A 14,794-nucleotide genomic window follows, 5' to 3' on the forward strand; every position below is an offset into this window, starting at 1 on the left:
CGCTCACTAACACCCACATCCCCCGCGCCGTTGGCGCGCCCCCCTTGACTCAAGGGGGGCTCTACACCCGACGCATGACCTTATGCCGTGGAGTCGCGCCACCCATGGGTGACGGGCCCTGGCAACGAACCCGGATCAATACAACACGCGCGTACGCAGCGTGCCCGGGATCGCGGCCAGTTCGTCGCGCACCGCACCGGCCTGTGCCTCGCTGGCGGTGATGTCGATCACCACGTAGCCCACCTTGGCATCGGTGCGCAGGAACTGGCCGTCGATGTTGACGTTGTGGCGCGAGAAGATCTCGTTGACCTTGGACAGCACGCCCGGCACGTTCTGGTGGATGTGCAGCAGGCGCAGGCTGTCCTCGTGCTCGGGCAGGGTCACTTCCGGGAAGTTGACCGCCGACAGGGTGCTGCCGTTGTCGCTGTAGCGCACCAGCTTGGCCGCCACTTCGACACCGATGTTGTCCTGCGCTTCCAGCGTGCTGCCGCCTACGTGCGGGGTCAGGATCACGTTGTCGTGCGCGGTCAGCGGCGACACGAAGGCATCGCCATTGCCCTTGGGCTCGATCGGGAACACGTCCAGTGCCGCGCCGCCGATATGGCCGGCGTGCAGGGCCGCATCCAGCGCGTCGATGTCGACCACGGTGCCGCGTGCAGCGTTGATCAGGTGCGCGCCGGGGCGCATGCGGGCCAGCTGTTCGGCGCCGATCATCCACTGCGTGGCCGGGGTTTCGGGCACGTGCACGGTGACAATGTCGGCGCGCGACAGCAGGTCGTCCAGGCTGATCGCCGCGCGGGCATTGCCCAGCGACAGCTTGGTTTCCACGTCGTGGAAGATCACCTGCATGCCCATGGCCTCGGCCATCACGCCCACCTGGGTGCCGATGTGGCCATAGCCGATGATGCCCAGCGTTTTGCCTCGTACTTCGTGGCTGCCGGCCGCCGACTTGGACCAGCCGCCACGGTGGCATTCGGCGTTCTTCTGCGGGATGCCACGGGTCAGCATGATCGCTTCGGCGATGACCAGTTCGGCCACGCTGCGGGTGTTGGAGTAGGGCGCGTTGAACACCGGGATGCCGGCCAGTTCGGCCGCGTCCAGGTCGACCTGGTTGGTGCCGATGCAGAAGCAGCCCACCGCCATCAGGCGCTTGGCGTTGGCCAGCACGTCGGCGCTGAGCTGGGTGCGCGAGCGGATGCCGACGATGTGGGCCTCGGCGATGCGTGCCTTCAACTCCTCCTCGGGCAGCGCCTTGCTGTGCAGTTCGATCTGCGAATAGCCGGCGGCGGTGAAGACGTCGATCGCGGTCTGGCTCACCCCCTCCAGCAACAGCACGCGGATATCCTGCTTCGGGAACGAGGTCTTCTTCGGCGACATGGGCGGGCGCAGCGTGTAGGGCGGGAGCGCCCAACTATGCCAGAACAGGCGGGGGATTGTGCAGTGCGCCAATCGGCGCGGCGATGGTTTCAGATGCATCCGTTGACACGTTGAAGGGGATGCCGGCGGCCAGGCCCGGCGTGGCGGTCTGCTACGCTTGGGAATTCCCTCGTCCTGCCTTGCCGCCATGACCGATCCGCGCCTCTCTTCGCTGTTGCAGGACTGCCCCGGGCTGCGGCTCACGACCGAAGCGGCCGATCTGGAGCATTACGGGCGCGACTGGACCCGGCGCTGGACCCCGGCGCCGCTGGCGATCGCCCTGCCGGGCAGCGTGGATGAGGTGCAGGCGATCCTGCGCTGGGCCAGCACGCACCAGATAGCGGTGGTGCCGTCGGGCGGGCGCACCGGGCTGTCCGGTGGCGCGGTGGCTGCGAACGGCGAACTGGTGCTGAGCCTGGAGCGGATGAACAAGCCGCTGGCCTTCGACGCGGTGGACCGCACCCTGACCGTACAGGCCGGTATGGCGCTGGAAGCGGTGCACAACGCAGCGCTGGAGCACGGGCTGATCTACCCGGTGGACTTCGCCGCGCGTGGGTCGTGCTCGATCGGCGGCAACGTCGCCACCAACGCTGGCGGCATCCGCGTGATCCGATACGGCAACACCCGCGAGTGGATCGCCGGATTGAAGGTGGTCACCGCCAGTGGCGAGCTGCTGGAGCTCAACAAGGGACTGATCAAGAATTCCAGCGGCTACGATTTCCGACAGCTGCTGATCGCCTCCGAAGGCACCCTGGGCGTGATCGTCGAGGCGACGCTGCGGCTGACCGATCCGCCGCCGGCCAGCAACGTCATGCTGCTGGCACTGCCCAGCTTCGAGGTGCTGATGCAGGTGTTCGCCGCGTTCCGTGAGCGGATGCAGCTGCAGGCGTTCGAGTTCTTCACCGACCGCGCGTTGGAACACGTGCTGGCGCACGGTGCGCAGGCGCCGTTCGAGCAGGTGCACCCGTTCTACGTGGTCACCGAATTCGCGGCCGGCGACGAGGCCCAGGAAGCCGCCGCGATGGCGGCGTTCGAGGCCTGCATGGAGCAGGGCTGGGTCAGTGACGGCGTGGTCAGTGCCAGCGATGCGCAGGCCGCGCAGCTGTGGCGCCTGCGCGAGGGCATCACCGAAGCGGTGGCGCGCTACAAGCCGTACAAGAACGACGTGTCGGTGCGGATCTCGGCGATGCCCGCGTTCATGGCCGAAACCCAGGCGCTGATCGGGCAGGCGTATCCGCAGTTCGACGTGGTCTGGTTCGGCCACATCGGCGACGGCAACCTGCACATCAACGTGCTCAAGCCCGATGCCACCGAAGATGCGGAATTCCTGACCCAGTGCGAGCACGTGACCAAGCTGCTGGCCCAGGTGCTGGCACGGTTCGATGGCAGCATCTCGGCCGAACATGGCATCGGCCTGGTCAAGAAGGGTTACCTGGACAGCACCCGCAGTGCGCCGGAAATCGCCTTGATGAAGGCGGTCAAACGTGCGTTTGATCCCCAAGGGCTGCTGAATCCCGGCAAGCTGTTCGACCTGTAGGACGCGACAGGTCTTCACGCAGGCTATACGCTCTGCGCTTTCCCACTTCGAACGACACCATGACGATGCGTCCGATCCTGCTTCTCGCCGTGCTTGCCCTGCCGTTGCCGGCGCTGGCCTCCAGTTTCGCCGGCTCGTCCGCTGGCTCCGCCTCCGGTGCCTCGTCGGCCGGTTCGTCCAGCTCGGACGATGACAAGATCGTGCTCGATGCGCGCGAAGACGCGGCGGCATTCGTTGCCAGCGACGGGGCCATCCGTGGCGCCCGCCTGGAAGCGGCCCTGCTGCACCTGCGCGAACACGATGCCGCGCAGCGTGATACCAGCGACCTGGCGCTGGCCCGGACCCTGCTGGCACGCTGATGCAGGCGCGTCGCCGGGCCCGCCGCTGGCGATGGGCGGCCCTGGCGGCGCTGTTGGCCTGCCCCTTCGCGCAGGCCGCGCTGCAGTTCGAGTTGCAGCCGGACGGACTCGATGGTCAGCAGATCCTGGCCGCCGAGCGTGCACTGCAGGACATGCAGCACGTAGTACCTGCCGCCTGGCAGGACCGTTTTGATCGCCCGGTAAAGGTCGGCTGGTCGTCCACCCTTCCAGAACACGTGCATGGCCGCACCCGCCGTGGCGCGATTACCCTGCGCCGTGACCTGCTCGATGACGTACGCGCGGGCGAACCGCTGCCGCGCGCGCTGCAGGCCGCGCTGATCCACGAACTCACCCATGTGCTGGACCGCGCCGCAGGCGGGGGCTGGTCGCAGACGGCGCGATGGCGCGACCTCAGTGGCTGGCAGCAGCGCCCCTGGCGGCTGGGTCGCACCGGCAATCATTTCAGCACCCGCAGCCCCGACGAGTACGAGCGGACCAGCCCGGCGGAGTTTCTGGCGGTCAACGCCGAGCATTTCGTGCTGGATCCCGCATATGCCTGCCGGCGCCCGGCAGTGCATGCATGGTTCTCCGCGCAGATCGGTGCCAGCGGACACGTCCCGGACTGCGATGCACGTCTGCCGTTGGTGCAGGCCGACGACGCATCGGGTGCCGCATCGCTGCTGCAGCTGGATCCGGCCCGCGTGTACGCGGTGGACTACCTGCTCGCCGAGGGCAACGACCGGCTGATGAGCCGCTGGGGCCACAGCATGCTGCGGCTGGTGATCTGCGCGCCGGGCCGCGCGCCGGGGCCTGCCTGCCGGATGGACCTGTCCTACCACCGGGTACTGTCGTTCCGCGCGTTTGTCGGCGATGTGCAGATTTCCAGTTGGCGCGGGCTCACCGGTTCGTACCCCTCGCGGCTGTTCGTGTTGCCGCTGAACCAGGTGATCAACGAGTACACCCAGCTGGAACTGCGCGGGCTGTCTTCAGTGCCGTTGCAGCTGCAGCCCGGAGAGATTGCCAGCCTGCTCGAGCGCGTGGCCCAGGTGCACTGGAGCTATGACGGCAGGTACCTGTTCGTGAGCAACAACTGCGCGGTGGAAACCGGCAAGCTGCTGCAGGAAGGCGTGCCGGCCTGGGCCACGCCCGGCCTGAACCGGATCACCCCGCGTGGCCTGCTGACGCGCCTGACCCGGGAGGGACGCGCCGATCCGACGGTGCTGCAGAACCGGGCCGAGGCAACCCGCCAGGGCTACTACTTCGCCTCGGCGCAGGATCACTACCAGCAGCTGTTTGAGGTGGCCCGGGCCGAACTGCCGCTGGACACTGCCGAGGTGGCTGCATGGCTGCAGCGTCCGGCGGCGCAGCGGGCACCGTGGCTGGGGCAGGGTGGGCTGCGCGCAACGGCGGCGTTGCTGCTGCTGGAACAGGCGGCACGCCAACGCGAGGAACTGCGCGCGCGCGACCAGCTCAAACGCACGCTTGGCACCCGCGCACAGGGCGCCGACCCGGCCCGCGACACCTTGATGGCGCTGCTGCAGGACACCGGCCAGCTGGTCAGCCCGGCGGCGCTGGTGCCGGGCGGCGGCTACGGTCTGCCGCTGGGCAGCGAGCGGGCGGCTGCCGCGGCATCCACCGCGGCCATCAGCGCCCGCGGCGTACCGGCGTGGCAGCAGCTGCAACAGCAGCTGCGCGCGCGCCTGCCGGCGGCACAGCAGCAGGAACTGGTCACGATCGAGAACAACCTGGACCGGCTGGGCGCGCGCATGCGTACCCTGGCGCGCGAGGAAACCGCTACTGACGCGGCAGTTCGATGACAAAGCGTGCGCCGCCCAGCGCACTGGCGGTGCACGATACGCGGCCGCCATGGGCATCGGCGATGGCCTTCACCACCGCCAAGCCCAGCCCGCTGCCGCCGCGCTGGCGCGAACGCGAGCCATCGCCGCGCATGAACGGGTCGAAGATGTGCGCGCTCAACGCGGGGTCGATACCCGGTCCCTCATCGTCGATGGATACCTGCACGTGGGTGGCGGTGTCATGCACGGCGATGCGCACGCGCCCGGGCGTGGCGTAGCGGCGTGCATTCTCCAGCAGCGCCATCAGGGCCTGGCGCACCCGGGTGGGATCGCAGTGGGCCGGATGCTCCTCGCGCGAGGTTTCCAGTTCCAGCACGAAACCGCCGCTGCGGAAGCCAGGATCGACCAGGGTCATGACCGAATGCACTTCATGCACCACGTCGCTGCGCGCGCGGCGCACGTCCAGCCGCGCGCTGTCGGCCAGGCTCAGCACGCGCAGGTCTTCGATCAGCCGGGACAGGCCTTCCACCTGCGCCAGCAGGCTGCGGAACTGGGCTTCATCGGGCTGGAACACCCCCTCGGCCAGGCCCTGCAGGCGGCCACGCAGGATGGTCACGGGGGTGCGCAGTTCGTGGGCGATCGCGGCGTGCCACATCACCCGGTCGGCATCCATGTTCTGCAGGCGGCGCGCCATGGCATTGAAGTCGTCCACCAGCAGCGCCACCTCGCCCAGCGAGCGTTCGCTGGCGGCGGCCCGTGCGCCAAGGTCGCCGCCGGCCAGCTTGCCGATGCTGTCCACCACCGAATTGAGCGGGGTCAGGATGCGCTGCGACAGCCGTACCGAGGCAGCCACGGCCACGGCGAGGCCCAGCAGGGTAACCGCGGCCATCCACACCAGTTCGGGGCCGGTGGGCGCCCAGCCGGTGGGTTCTTCGGCGTACGGATAGAAGTTCACCAGTACCGCGTACAGCAGGTAGGAGCTGAGGATCACCATCACGATCACCGCCAGCACCATCAGCGACATCGACACCACGATGTGCCGGCTCAGGCCCGGGCGGCGCATCAGTGGTCGGCCGCCAGCCGGTAGCCCACGCCGCGGACGCTGGCCGGCACGTTGCCCAGGCCCACGTCATCCAGCTTGCGGCGCAGCTTGCTGACATGGCTGTCCACGGTGCGCTCCAGGGCTTCGCTCTCGGGCAGGCACTCGTGCATGAGTTCGCTGCGGCTGAAGATCCGTGACGGCGCCAGCGCCATGCAGTGCAGCAGTTTGTACTCGGTCAGGGTGAGCAGCAGTTCGTGGCTGTAGCCGTCGCCCTCGACGTGCACGGCGTGGGTTTCGGGGTCGATCACCAGCCTGCCAACGCGCAGGATGCCGGGTTTGGCCGGGCCACGCGCATTGAGCGTGCGGCGCAGGACGGCGCGCACGCGCGCGGCCACTTCGGCCGGGTTGAACGGTTTGACCACGTAGTCGTCGGCGCCCATGCGCAGTGCGGTGAGCTTGTCCAGGTCCTGGTCCAGGGCGGTGAGCATGATGACCGGGGTGTCGCCGCGCTGGCGCACGGTGTTGAGCACGGTCCAGCCGTCCATGCCGGGCATCTGCACGTCGAGCAGGATCAGGTCGGGCCGGGCGCTGCGGTGCAGGGCCAAGGCGCCGATCCCGTCCAGCGCGCGCACGGTGCGCAGGCCTTCGCGATGGAGGTAGGCGGCAACGATGTCGGCGATTTCCGGTTCGTCTTCGACGATCAGGACCAGCGCGTTGAGCGAGCGGTCCCAGTGCGCGGCGGCGCTGGGCGAATCGGTGGCGTGCATGCGGGGCAGGGCCAGAAGGTGCTTGTGCTCCATCGTATCTCCACAGTTCCTCCATCGAAACCCCACGCAGTCGCCGCAGACTTCGCCATTCATGATTCTGGCCGTGCGTGCGGCCCTGTGCAGCTGATGAAAACCAACAGGATTCAAACCGCTGTATGGGCGGTGCTTGCGGTCATGCTTGCGGCATGTGCCAAGGACGAGGCGGCGCCGGTGGCGGTGCCGGAGGTGAGCGTGGTGTCGCTTTCGCCTGCGACGGTGCAGCGCGACGATGAGTTGCCGGGGCGTGTGGCGGCGGTGCGTACGGCGCAGATCCGCGCGCAGGTGGGCGGGATCGTGCAGCGGCGGCTGTTCGCGCAGGGGGCGGAGGTGCAGGCGGGTACGCCGTTGTTCCAGATCGACCCGGCGGCGTTCCGTGCGGAGGTGGACAGTGCGCGGGCGTTGCTGCAGCGCAGTGAGGCGGCGGTGGCGCGGACGCGGGTGCAGTCGGAGCGGCTGGGTTCGCTGGCGGCGGCGCAGGCGGTGAGTCAGCAGGCGCGGGATGACGCGCATGCGGAGCATCAGCAGGCGGTGGCGGACGTGGCACAGGCGCGTGCGACGCTGGCGCGGCGGCAGTTGGATCTGCGCTATGCGACGGTGGAGTCGCCGATTGCGGGGCGTATCGATCAGGCGCTGGTGACCGAAGGGGCGTTGGTGACGGCGAGCGATGCGACGCCAATGGCGGTGGTGCAGCAGTTGGACCAGGTGTACGTGGATGTGCGGCAGCCGGCGTCGATGCTGGAGGGTATTCAGCGTGCGGTGGTGGCCGGTCAGCTGGATGCGGCGAAGGGTTTGCCGGTGACGCTGCTGGGTACGGGCGGGACGCCGTATGCGGAGCAGGGTCGGATGCTGTTTTCGGGGATCAATGTGGACGCGGAGACGGGCGACATTGTGTTGCGGATCGTGGTGGACAATCCGGCGCGGCGGTTGTTGCCGGGGATGTTCGTGCGGGCGCGGGTGCCGCGCGGGGTGCAGGTGGGTGCGTTGCTGGTGCCGCAGCAGTCGGTGCTGCGCAGTACGGGCGGGCAGTCGTATGCGTGGGTGGTGGGCAAGGAGGGCAAGGCGGTGATCCGGACGATCGAGGTGGATGGTCTGGTGGACCGGCAGTATGTGGTGAGCCACGGGCTGCAGGCGGGTGAGCGGGTGGTGGTGGAAGGGCAGGAGCGGTTGCAGGAAGGGATGGCGGTGACGGCCCGGCCTTGGCAGCCGGCTGCTGTTGCCACTGCTACTGCTACTGCCGCGAAGGCGGTTGGTTCGCGCTAGGAGCAAAAGCTGCCATTTGCGCCTCTTCTCTGGCTGGGCCGGGGCGGGTAGGTTCACGGGACACGCCGCAAGTACGTCCGTGTAGGCTCCGTCGCGCCATCCATGGCGCTCAGGGTCCCGTGAACCCACCCACCCCGACCCTCGACACTGGGCTGGTGGCCTTGGGCGAGCGAAGTGCAACGGCGGCGTTTCTCGGCACCTGTCGCGATCCAATCGACGTGGGGTCCTCTGTCTTTGGTCTTGTGGAGCGAATGCCGCAGGTGCAGTGGAAGCTCTGCTTTCCTGTGCGCGCCAGCCATGTGTCAGGGGCTGGTGCGGGTGGGGTTGCGGGACCCTGAGCCGCATGGATGCGGCGACGGAGCTTACAGGGATGTACTTGCAGCGTGTCCCGCAACCCCACCCGCACCTGCCCAGCCCGGTGCAGGCGCGGACAGTAGCTCTTGCTCTTGCCCTTGCCCTTGCCCTTGCTCTTGCTCTTGCTCTTGCATCGCAGTGGCCTGAGCAATCCCGCAGTACGACGAAGAACCTTTTTGTGGATGACGATGCCACTGCACCGGCTGCTTTCGCTGCGGTGCGACGGCGAGAGGATGTTGCATGCCGCAGTTTTTCATTGAGCGCCCCGTGTTTGCGTGGGTGCTGGCTATTTTCGTGGTGCTGGCCGGTGCGCTGGCCATTCCGCGCCTGGCGATCGAGCGCTATCCCAGCGTTGCGCCGCCGAGCATCAGCATCTATGCCAGCTATCCCGGGGCGTCGGCGCAGACCATGAACGATGCCGTGGTCGGGCTGATCGAGCGCGAGCTGTCCGGGGTCAAGCACCTGCTGTATTTCTCCTCGTCCACCGATACCTCGGGTGAGGCGTCCATTACTGCTACCTTCCGCCCGGGCACCGATCCGGAGCTGGCCCAGGTGGACGTCCAGAACCGCATCAAGGCGATCGAATCGCGGCTGCCGCAGGCGGTGCGACAGAACGGCCTTGGCGTGGAGGCCGCCGATTCGGGCTTCCTGATGCTGGTCGGGCTGCGCTCCACCGATGGGCGCCTCGACGAAGTGGCCCTGAGCGACTACATGGCGCGCAACATCGTCGAAGAACTGCGGCGCATCGATGGCGTGGGCCGGGTGCAGCTGTTCGGTGCCGAACGTGCCATGCGGATCTGGGTCGACCCGGCACAGCTGGTGGCCTACCGCCTCACCCTGGGCGACCTGACCACCGCGATCAGCGAACAGAACGCGCAGATCGCCCCCGGCCGGGTCGGCGATTCGCCGGCGTTGCCGGGCCAGCGGGTCACCATTCCCCTCACCGTGGAAGGCCAGCTGAGTACGCCCGAGGCGTTCGCCGCCATCGTGCTGCGGGCCAACCCGGATGGCTCCCGGGTGGTCATCGGTGACGTGGCGCGGGTCGAGCTTGGCGCCGAAAGCTATGCGTGGTCCACCCGTGAGAACGGCGCGCCTGCAACCGCGGCGGCCATCCAGTTGTCGCCGGGGGCCAACGCAGTGAAGGTGGCCGGCGCGGTACGTGCGCGCATGGCCGAACTCGAACCCACCCTGCCGGTGGGCATGCAGTCCACGGTGCCGTTCGACACCGCGCCGTTCGTGGCGATCTCGATCCAGAAAGTGCTGATCACCCTCGTCGAGGCGATGGTGCTGGTGTTCGCTGTGATGTACCTGTTCCTGCAGAACATCCGCTACACGCTCATCCCGGCGATCGTGGCGCCGATCGCGCTGCTGGGCACCTTTGCGGTGATGCTGGCGGCCGGCTTCTCGATCAACGTGTTGACCATGTTCGGCATGGTCCTGGCGATCGGCATCATCGTCGACGATGCCATCGTCGTGGTGGAAGGCGTGGAGCGGATCATGGCCGAAGAAGGCCTGCCGCCACGCGAGGCCACCGCCAAGGCGATGAAGGAGCTCACCGGTGCGGTGATCGGCATCACCCTGGTCCTCACCGCGGTGTTCATTCCGATGGCGCTCGCCGATGGGTCGGTGGGCGCGATCTACCGGCAGTTCAGCCTGGCCATGGCGGTATCGATCCTGTTCTCGGCGCTGCTGGCGCTGACCCTGACGCCGGCGCTGTGCGCCACGCTGCTCAAGCCGAGCACGCGCGGCCACCACGGGCGTGGTGGTTTCTTCGGCGCGTTCAACCGCGGCATGGCGCGCATGACCGACGGCTACCAGGGGCGCGTGGTGCGCATCCTGCAGCGCGGTGGACGCAGCATGGCCGTGTTCGCCGCACTCGTGGTGGCGCTGGGGCTGGGTCTGCATCTGCTGCCCGGCGCGTTCCTGCCCGAAGAGGACCAAGGCTACTTCATGACCTCCATCCAGCTGCCGGCCGATGCCACCGCCGAGCGCACCCTGGAGGTGATGCAACGCTACGAGGCACACATCGCCGCGCGTCCGGGCATCGCCTCCAACCAGGCGATCATGGGCTACAGCTTCGCCGGGTCGGGGCCGAACGCGGCCATCGCTTACACCATGCTCAACGATTGGGACGCGCGCGCCGGTGCCACCGTGGCCGACGAGGTTGAACGCGCGCAGCAGGCCATGGCCGCTGCGCCGGAAGGTCAGGTGATCGTGGTGACCCCGCCGGCCATCGACAGCCTGGGCACCTCGTCCGGGTTCGACCTGCGCCTGCAGGCGCGTACCGGCCAGAGCCAGGCGCAGCTGCAGGCGGCACAGCAGCAGCTGCTGGCGCTGGCCGCCGCCAGCCCGCTGCTGCGCGACGTGCATGCCGAAGGCCTGCCATCGGGCAGCACCGTGCGGTTGGAGATCGACCGGCACAAGGCGCAGGCCATGGGCGTGGGCTTCAGTGCGATCAGCGACACGCTGTCGGCGGCGATGGGCTCGCAGTACGTCAACGATTTCCCCAATGCAGGCCGCCTGCAGCAGGTGATCGTGCAGGCCGACGCACCGCACCGCATGCAGGTGGACGACGTGCTCAAGCTGCACGTGCGCAATGCCAATGGTGGCATGGTGGCGTTGGCCGAGCTGGTCAACCCGGTGTGGTCGCAGACGCCGCTGCAGCTGGAACGCTACCAGGGCTTCCCGTCGCTGAGCCTGTCCGGCAACGCCGCAGCGGGCGCGTCCAGCGGCCAGGCCATGGCCGAGATGGAGCGGCTGGCGCGGCAGTTGCCGGCCGGCTTCGCACTGGCCTGGACCGGGCAGTCGCTGCAGGAGCGCGCCTCCGGTGCGCAGGCGCCGTGGCTGATGCTGCTGTCGATGCTGGTGGTATTCCTGGTGCTGGCCGCGCTGTATGAAAGCTGGTCGATCCCGGCGGCGGTGTTGCTGGTGGTGCCGTTGGGCCTGCTGGGCGCGGTGGCGGCCGTGCTGTTACGCGGGTTGCCCAACGATGTGTTTTTCAAGGTCGGGATGATCACCGTGATCGGGCTGTCGGCCAAGAACGCGATCCTGATCGTGGAGTTCGCGCGCCAACTGCAGTTGCAGGGGCATAGCTTGGTCGACGCGGCGATCGAGGCGGCACGTCTGCGGCTGCGCCCGATCCTGATGACGTCGCTGGCGTTCGCGCTGGGCGTGGTGCCGTTGATGCTGGCCACCGGCGCGTCGGCCGAAACCCAGCATGCGATCGGCACCGGGGTATTTGGCGGGATGCTGACCGCCACCGTGCTGGCGGTGTTCTTCGTGCCGCTGTTCTACGTACTGGTGCAGGGCGCACGCCGCTGGCGCTGGCCATGGCGGCGACGCCGGGAGGAATGACATGAGCACGACCGTGCTTGAACACACCATCGCAACGGCCGAGGCGCAGGTGCTGCAGCTGCTGTTGGCGCAGGACGTGGACGCACTGCAGGCCTGGCTGTCGCCGTCGCTGTTTTTCAGCGACGGGGAAGGGCAGTGGTTGGGCGCGCATCCCTGCCTCACGGCGTGGTCAACCGGACAGCTGCGGATCACCGCGCTAGAGCAGGCTGCGGTGGAACCGCTGGTGTGCGGGCAGCTCACCCTGGTATCCAGCGACGTGCGGCTGCGCTATGCCGACGCGGCCGGCGAGCACGCGCGTGCGCTGCGCCTGCTGCGGGTGTGGGCCAGCGCATCGAACGCGGCCGGCGTGCACCTGCTGTCAATCGGACTGCTGCCGCCGCGCGGGGTCTGAACCGATGCTGCAGCCCATGGAGTCAGGGCTGCTTCACCTCCTGCTGCAGGCTGCGGGCTAGGATGGTTCGCTGAACGCAACAACCGCAAGGAGTCCAACATGCGTGCATCCCCGTGGCTTTTCAGCCTGGCCATCGCCACCGGCCTGAGCGCCTGCCAGCCCGCGCAACGTGCCGAGGGCAACGCCAGCGAGGCGGGTGCGGGCGAGGCGCCGCCGCCCATGGCCGCTGCTACCTCCGACGAACGCAGCTACGCGTTCCAGTGTGGCGACGTCGCCGTGCAGGCCACCTACCGCGGCCAGGATTCGGCCAGCGTGGTGGTGGAAGGTCGCACCTACCCGATGGCATCGGAACCGGCGGCGTCCGGCGCGCGCTACGGTGACGGGCAGGGCAATGTCTTCTGGACCAAGGGCACCACCGAAGGCACGTTGCAGTTGAAGGGCGAGCCGGATCGCACCTGCACGGGCAGTGGTGAACAGGGCGCTGCAGCGCCGCTGCCGACCGCGCAGGACGCCACCGCGGCCGGCTTCCGCGCCACCGGCAACGAGCCGGGCTGGCTGGCCGAAGTGGCTGCCGGCGCCACGCCGCACCTGCGCGTGGAAACCGACTACGGGCAGCGCACGCTGGAGATCGCGGCGCCCACCCAGGGCAAGGATGGCTGGTCGGGCACGGCCGCAGACGGCACGCCGGTCAAGCTGACCTTCCAGCGCACGGTGTGCCAGGACGACATGAGTGGGCAGGCGTTCGGTGCCACCGCCATGTTGACCGTGGGCGCCCGCCAGTATCACGGCTGTGGGGATTTTGCTGGGGCTCCGGCCCTGGCCGCCAAGCCGTAAAGCCGACCGTTGGTCGGCTTGGTTTTGCATGGTAGAGCCGACCGTTGGTCGGCTGCGTTGTTGGCATCGGAAGCAGAAGCAGCTGACCAACGGTCAGCTCTACCCGTTTGGGTCAGCTCTACCCGTTTGGGTCAGCTCTACCGGTTTGGGGCAGCTCTACCGACTAGTCGGCACGACCGGCGAACTCACCGGTGGCGGTGTTGACCAGCACGCGCTCGCCGTTGGCGATGTACTCGGGCACCATGATTTCAATGCCGGTGCTGAGCTTGGCCGGCTTCGGGCGCTTGGTGGCGGTGCCGCCCTTCATTTCCGGCGGGGTTTCGACCACTTCCAGCACCACGCTGGTCGGCAGCTGCACGCCCACCGGGGTTTCGTCGATCACCTGCACGTAGATGCCGGTCAGGCCATCGGTGATGTAGCCGGCGTCATCGCCCAGCACATCGGCGTCGACCATGTACGGCGTGTAGTCCTCGTCATCCAGGAACACGAATGCGTCGCCGTCCTTGTAGGAATACGTGGACTGGCGGCGCAGCAGTTCGACTTCGGGCAGGTTGTCGTCGGCATCGAAGCTGGCATCGAGCTTGTTGCCGCCCGGCACGCTGTACATGATGAAGCGGAAGCGGACGTTGCCGCCGCGACCCTGCGGCGAGCTGCGCTCGATGTCGCGGATCTGGTAGACGCCGTTGTTGTATTCGACGACGTTGCCTTTCTTGATGTCGTTGGCTTTCATGGAATGAAGGTCGGTTCGTGGGAGGTCAGGGCGCCTGTCCGGGCACCCGGCGGGATGGGTGTCTGTTTACTTGGGCGCCAGGCGCACGCCACCGTCCAGGCGGATGGTTTCGCCGTTGAGGTAGGTGTTGCCCAGGATATGGCCGACCAGGCCGGCGAAGTCGTCGGGCTTGCCCAGGCGCGGCGGGAACGGGATCGAGGCCGCCAGCGATTCCTGCACGGCCGGCGGCATGCCATCGACCATCGGGGTCCAGAAGATGCCCGGGGCAATGGTCATCACGCGGATGCCGAAGCGCGACAGCTCACGCGCCATCGGCAGGGTCATGCTGACCACGCCGCCCTTGGAGGCCGAATACGCGGCCTGGCCGATCTGGCCCTCGTAGGCGGCCACGCTGGCGGTGTTGATGATCACCCCGCGCTCGCCGTCGTCGCCGGGGGTGTTGTGCTGCATGCGGTTGGCCGCGGCCTTGGCCACGTTGAAGCTGCCCACCAGGTTGACCATCACCGTGGTCTGGAAGTTGGCCAGCGGCATCGGCGCCTCCTTGCCCAGCACGCGGCCGGCACCCAGGATGCCCGCGCAGCTGATGGCGACATTCAGGCCGCCCAGGAAGTCGTGTGCGGCGTCGATCTGCGCGGCCACGGCCGCCTCGTCGCTGACGTTGGTGGTGAAGTAGCGCGCGTTGTCGGCGCCAAGCGCCGCCACGGCGGCCGCGCCCTTGTCGTCATTGAGATCGAACAGGGCCACCTTGCCGCCATGGGCAACCAGGAACTGGGCCACGGACAGGCCGAGGCCGGAGACGCCTCCGGTGATGACGGCACGGACAGAAGACAGCTGCATCGCAAGGTTCCGCTGGATCAGGAACCGCCGATTCTAGCGGAAGCCGGGGGTGCCGCTGTTGTGCGCTGCGCGCCGGGC

General features: G+C 68.2%; 12 protein-coding genes. 7 read left to right on the forward strand and 5 right to left on the reverse strand.

Annotated elements, in window-relative coordinates; translation table 11 throughout:
• Positions 1 to 135 precede the first annotated feature (135 nt).
• On the reverse strand, positions 136 to 1,377 hold the full coding sequence (serA, locus tag AC6CHL_RS00850; protein ID WP_498292848.1) for a phosphoglycerate dehydrogenase: 1,242 nt from the start codon (positions 1,375 to 1,377) through the stop codon (positions 136 to 138).
• 187 nt (positions 1,378 to 1,564) lie between these two features.
• On the opposite strand from serA, the gene AC6CHL_RS00855 reads away from it, so the two are divergent.
• From AC6CHL_RS00855 to AC6CHL_RS00865, 3 genes are all read left to right on the forward strand, one after another.
• A complete protein-coding gene (locus AC6CHL_RS00855; RefSeq protein ID WP_498292850.1) occupies positions 1,565 to 2,953 on the forward strand; it encodes a D-2-hydroxyglutarate dehydrogenase in 1,389 nt (462 codons plus the stop codon).
• Positions 2,954 to 3,018: 65 nt separating this feature from the next.
• Complete coding sequence (locus AC6CHL_RS00860) at positions 3,019 to 3,312, forward strand: DUF2388 domain-containing protein (RefSeq protein ID WP_392732939.1); 294 nt, start codon at positions 3,019 to 3,021, stop codon at positions 3,310 to 3,312.
• The gene (locus tag AC6CHL_RS00865) at positions 3,312 to 5,129 is read left to right on the forward strand and encodes a DUF7844 domain-containing protein (RefSeq protein ID WP_498292852.1); all 1,818 of its coding nucleotides are present in this window, start codon (positions 3,312 to 3,314) and stop codon (positions 5,127 to 5,129) included. The genes AC6CHL_RS00860 and AC6CHL_RS00865 overlap by 1 nt, the downstream gene beginning before the upstream one ends.
• Here the strand turns inward: AC6CHL_RS00865 and AC6CHL_RS00870 are convergent.
• Together AC6CHL_RS00870 and AC6CHL_RS00875 are read right to left on the reverse strand one after the other, a co-directional pair.
• Positions 5,107 to 6,171 carry an ATP-binding protein gene (locus AC6CHL_RS00870; protein WP_498292854.1) on the reverse strand — a complete coding sequence of 355 codons (1,065 nt, stop codon included), beginning with the start codon at positions 6,169 to 6,171 and terminating at the stop codon, positions 5,107 to 5,109. The two genes, AC6CHL_RS00865 and AC6CHL_RS00870, sit on opposite strands and share 23 nt — an antisense overlap.
• Positions 6,171 to 6,917, reverse strand: coding sequence for a response regulator (locus tag AC6CHL_RS00875; RefSeq protein ID WP_447596234.1), 747 nt, complete (start codon positions 6,915 to 6,917; stop codon positions 6,171 to 6,173). The genes AC6CHL_RS00870 and AC6CHL_RS00875 overlap by 1 nt, the downstream gene beginning before the upstream one ends.
• 126 nt (positions 6,918 to 7,043) lie before the next feature.
• On the opposite strand from AC6CHL_RS00875, the gene AC6CHL_RS00880 reads away from it, so the two are divergent.
• The 4 genes from AC6CHL_RS00880 (at position 7,044) to AC6CHL_RS00895 (ending at position 13,149) form a co-directional block, all read left to right on the forward strand.
• A complete protein-coding gene (locus AC6CHL_RS00880) occupies positions 7,044 to 8,216 on the forward strand; it encodes an efflux RND transporter periplasmic adaptor subunit (RefSeq protein WP_498292856.1) in 1,173 nt (390 codons plus the stop codon).
• Positions 8,217 to 8,810: 594 nt separating this feature from the next.
• A complete protein-coding gene (locus AC6CHL_RS00885; RefSeq protein WP_498292858.1) occupies positions 8,811 to 11,924 on the forward strand; it encodes a multidrug efflux RND transporter permease subunit in 3,114 nt (1,037 codons plus the stop codon).
• Position 11,925: 1 nt separating this feature from the next.
• Positions 11,926 to 12,315, forward strand: a complete 390-nt coding sequence (locus tag AC6CHL_RS00890; RefSeq protein WP_038688599.1) for a nuclear transport factor 2 family protein — start codon at positions 11,926 to 11,928, stop codon at positions 12,313 to 12,315.
• Between the two features lie 99 nt (positions 12,316 to 12,414).
• Positions 12,415 to 13,149 carry an MliC family protein gene (locus AC6CHL_RS00895; protein WP_447593383.1) on the forward strand — a complete coding sequence of 245 codons (735 nt, stop codon included), beginning with the start codon at positions 12,415 to 12,417 and terminating at the stop codon, positions 13,147 to 13,149.
• A 163-nt stretch (positions 13,150 to 13,312) separates the two neighbouring features.
• Here AC6CHL_RS00895 and yeiP read toward each other — a convergent pair whose 3' ends face one another.
• Complete coding sequence (yeiP, locus tag AC6CHL_RS00900; protein ID WP_038688595.1) at positions 13,313 to 13,879, reverse strand: elongation factor P-like protein YeiP; 567 nt, start codon at positions 13,877 to 13,879, stop codon at positions 13,313 to 13,315.
• 66 nt (positions 13,880 to 13,945) lie between these two features.
• Positions 13,946 to 14,716: an SDR family NAD(P)-dependent oxidoreductase gene (locus AC6CHL_RS00905; protein ID WP_447593385.1), complete on the reverse strand. Its 771-nt coding sequence runs from the start codon at positions 14,714 to 14,716 to the stop codon at positions 13,946 to 13,948.
• Positions 14,717 to 14,794: the final 78 nt, after the last annotated feature.

Source organism: Stenotrophomonas sp. GQ19 (assembly GCF_059758695.1).

What these genes read in the sequence shown, in the direction of transcription:
- serA (WP_498292848.1), bottom strand. Translation starts at nt 1,377, where the DNA reads ATGTCGCCGAAGAAGACCTCGTTCCCGAAGCAGGATATCCGCGTGCTG.
- AC6CHL_RS00855 (WP_498292850.1), top strand. Translation starts at nt 1,565, where the DNA reads ATGACCGATCCGCGCCTCTCTTCGCTGTTGCAGGACTGCCCCGGGCTG.
- AC6CHL_RS00860 (WP_392732939.1), top strand. Translation starts at nt 3,019, where the DNA reads ATGCGTCCGATCCTGCTTCTCGCCGTGCTTGCCCTGCCGTTGCCGGCG.
- AC6CHL_RS00865 (WP_498292852.1), top strand. Translation starts at nt 3,312, where the DNA reads ATGCAGGCGCGTCGCCGGGCCCGCCGCTGGCGATGGGCGGCCCTGGCG.
- AC6CHL_RS00870 (WP_498292854.1), bottom strand. Translation starts at nt 6,171, where the DNA reads ATGCGCCGCCCGGGCCTGAGCCGGCACATCGTGGTGTCGATGTCGCTG.
- AC6CHL_RS00875 (WP_447596234.1), bottom strand. Translation starts at nt 6,917, where the DNA reads ATGCACGCCACCGATTCGCCCAGCGCCGCCGCGCACTGGGACCGCTCG.
- AC6CHL_RS00880 (WP_498292856.1), top strand. Translation starts at nt 7,044, where the DNA reads ATGAAAACCAACAGGATTCAAACCGCTGTATGGGCGGTGCTTGCGGTC.
- AC6CHL_RS00885 (WP_498292858.1), top strand. Translation starts at nt 8,811, where the DNA reads ATGCCGCAGTTTTTCATTGAGCGCCCCGTGTTTGCGTGGGTGCTGGCT.
- AC6CHL_RS00890 (WP_038688599.1), top strand. Translation starts at nt 11,926, where the DNA reads ATGAGCACGACCGTGCTTGAACACACCATCGCAACGGCCGAGGCGCAG.
- AC6CHL_RS00895 (WP_447593383.1), top strand. Translation starts at nt 12,415, where the DNA reads ATGCGTGCATCCCCGTGGCTTTTCAGCCTGGCCATCGCCACCGGCCTG.
- yeiP (WP_038688595.1), bottom strand. Translation starts at nt 13,879, where the DNA reads ATGAAAGCCAACGACATCAAGAAAGGCAACGTCGTCGAATACAACAAC.
- AC6CHL_RS00905 (WP_447593385.1), bottom strand. Translation starts at nt 14,716, where the DNA reads ATGCAGCTGTCTTCTGTCCGTGCCGTCATCACCGGAGGCGTCTCCGGC.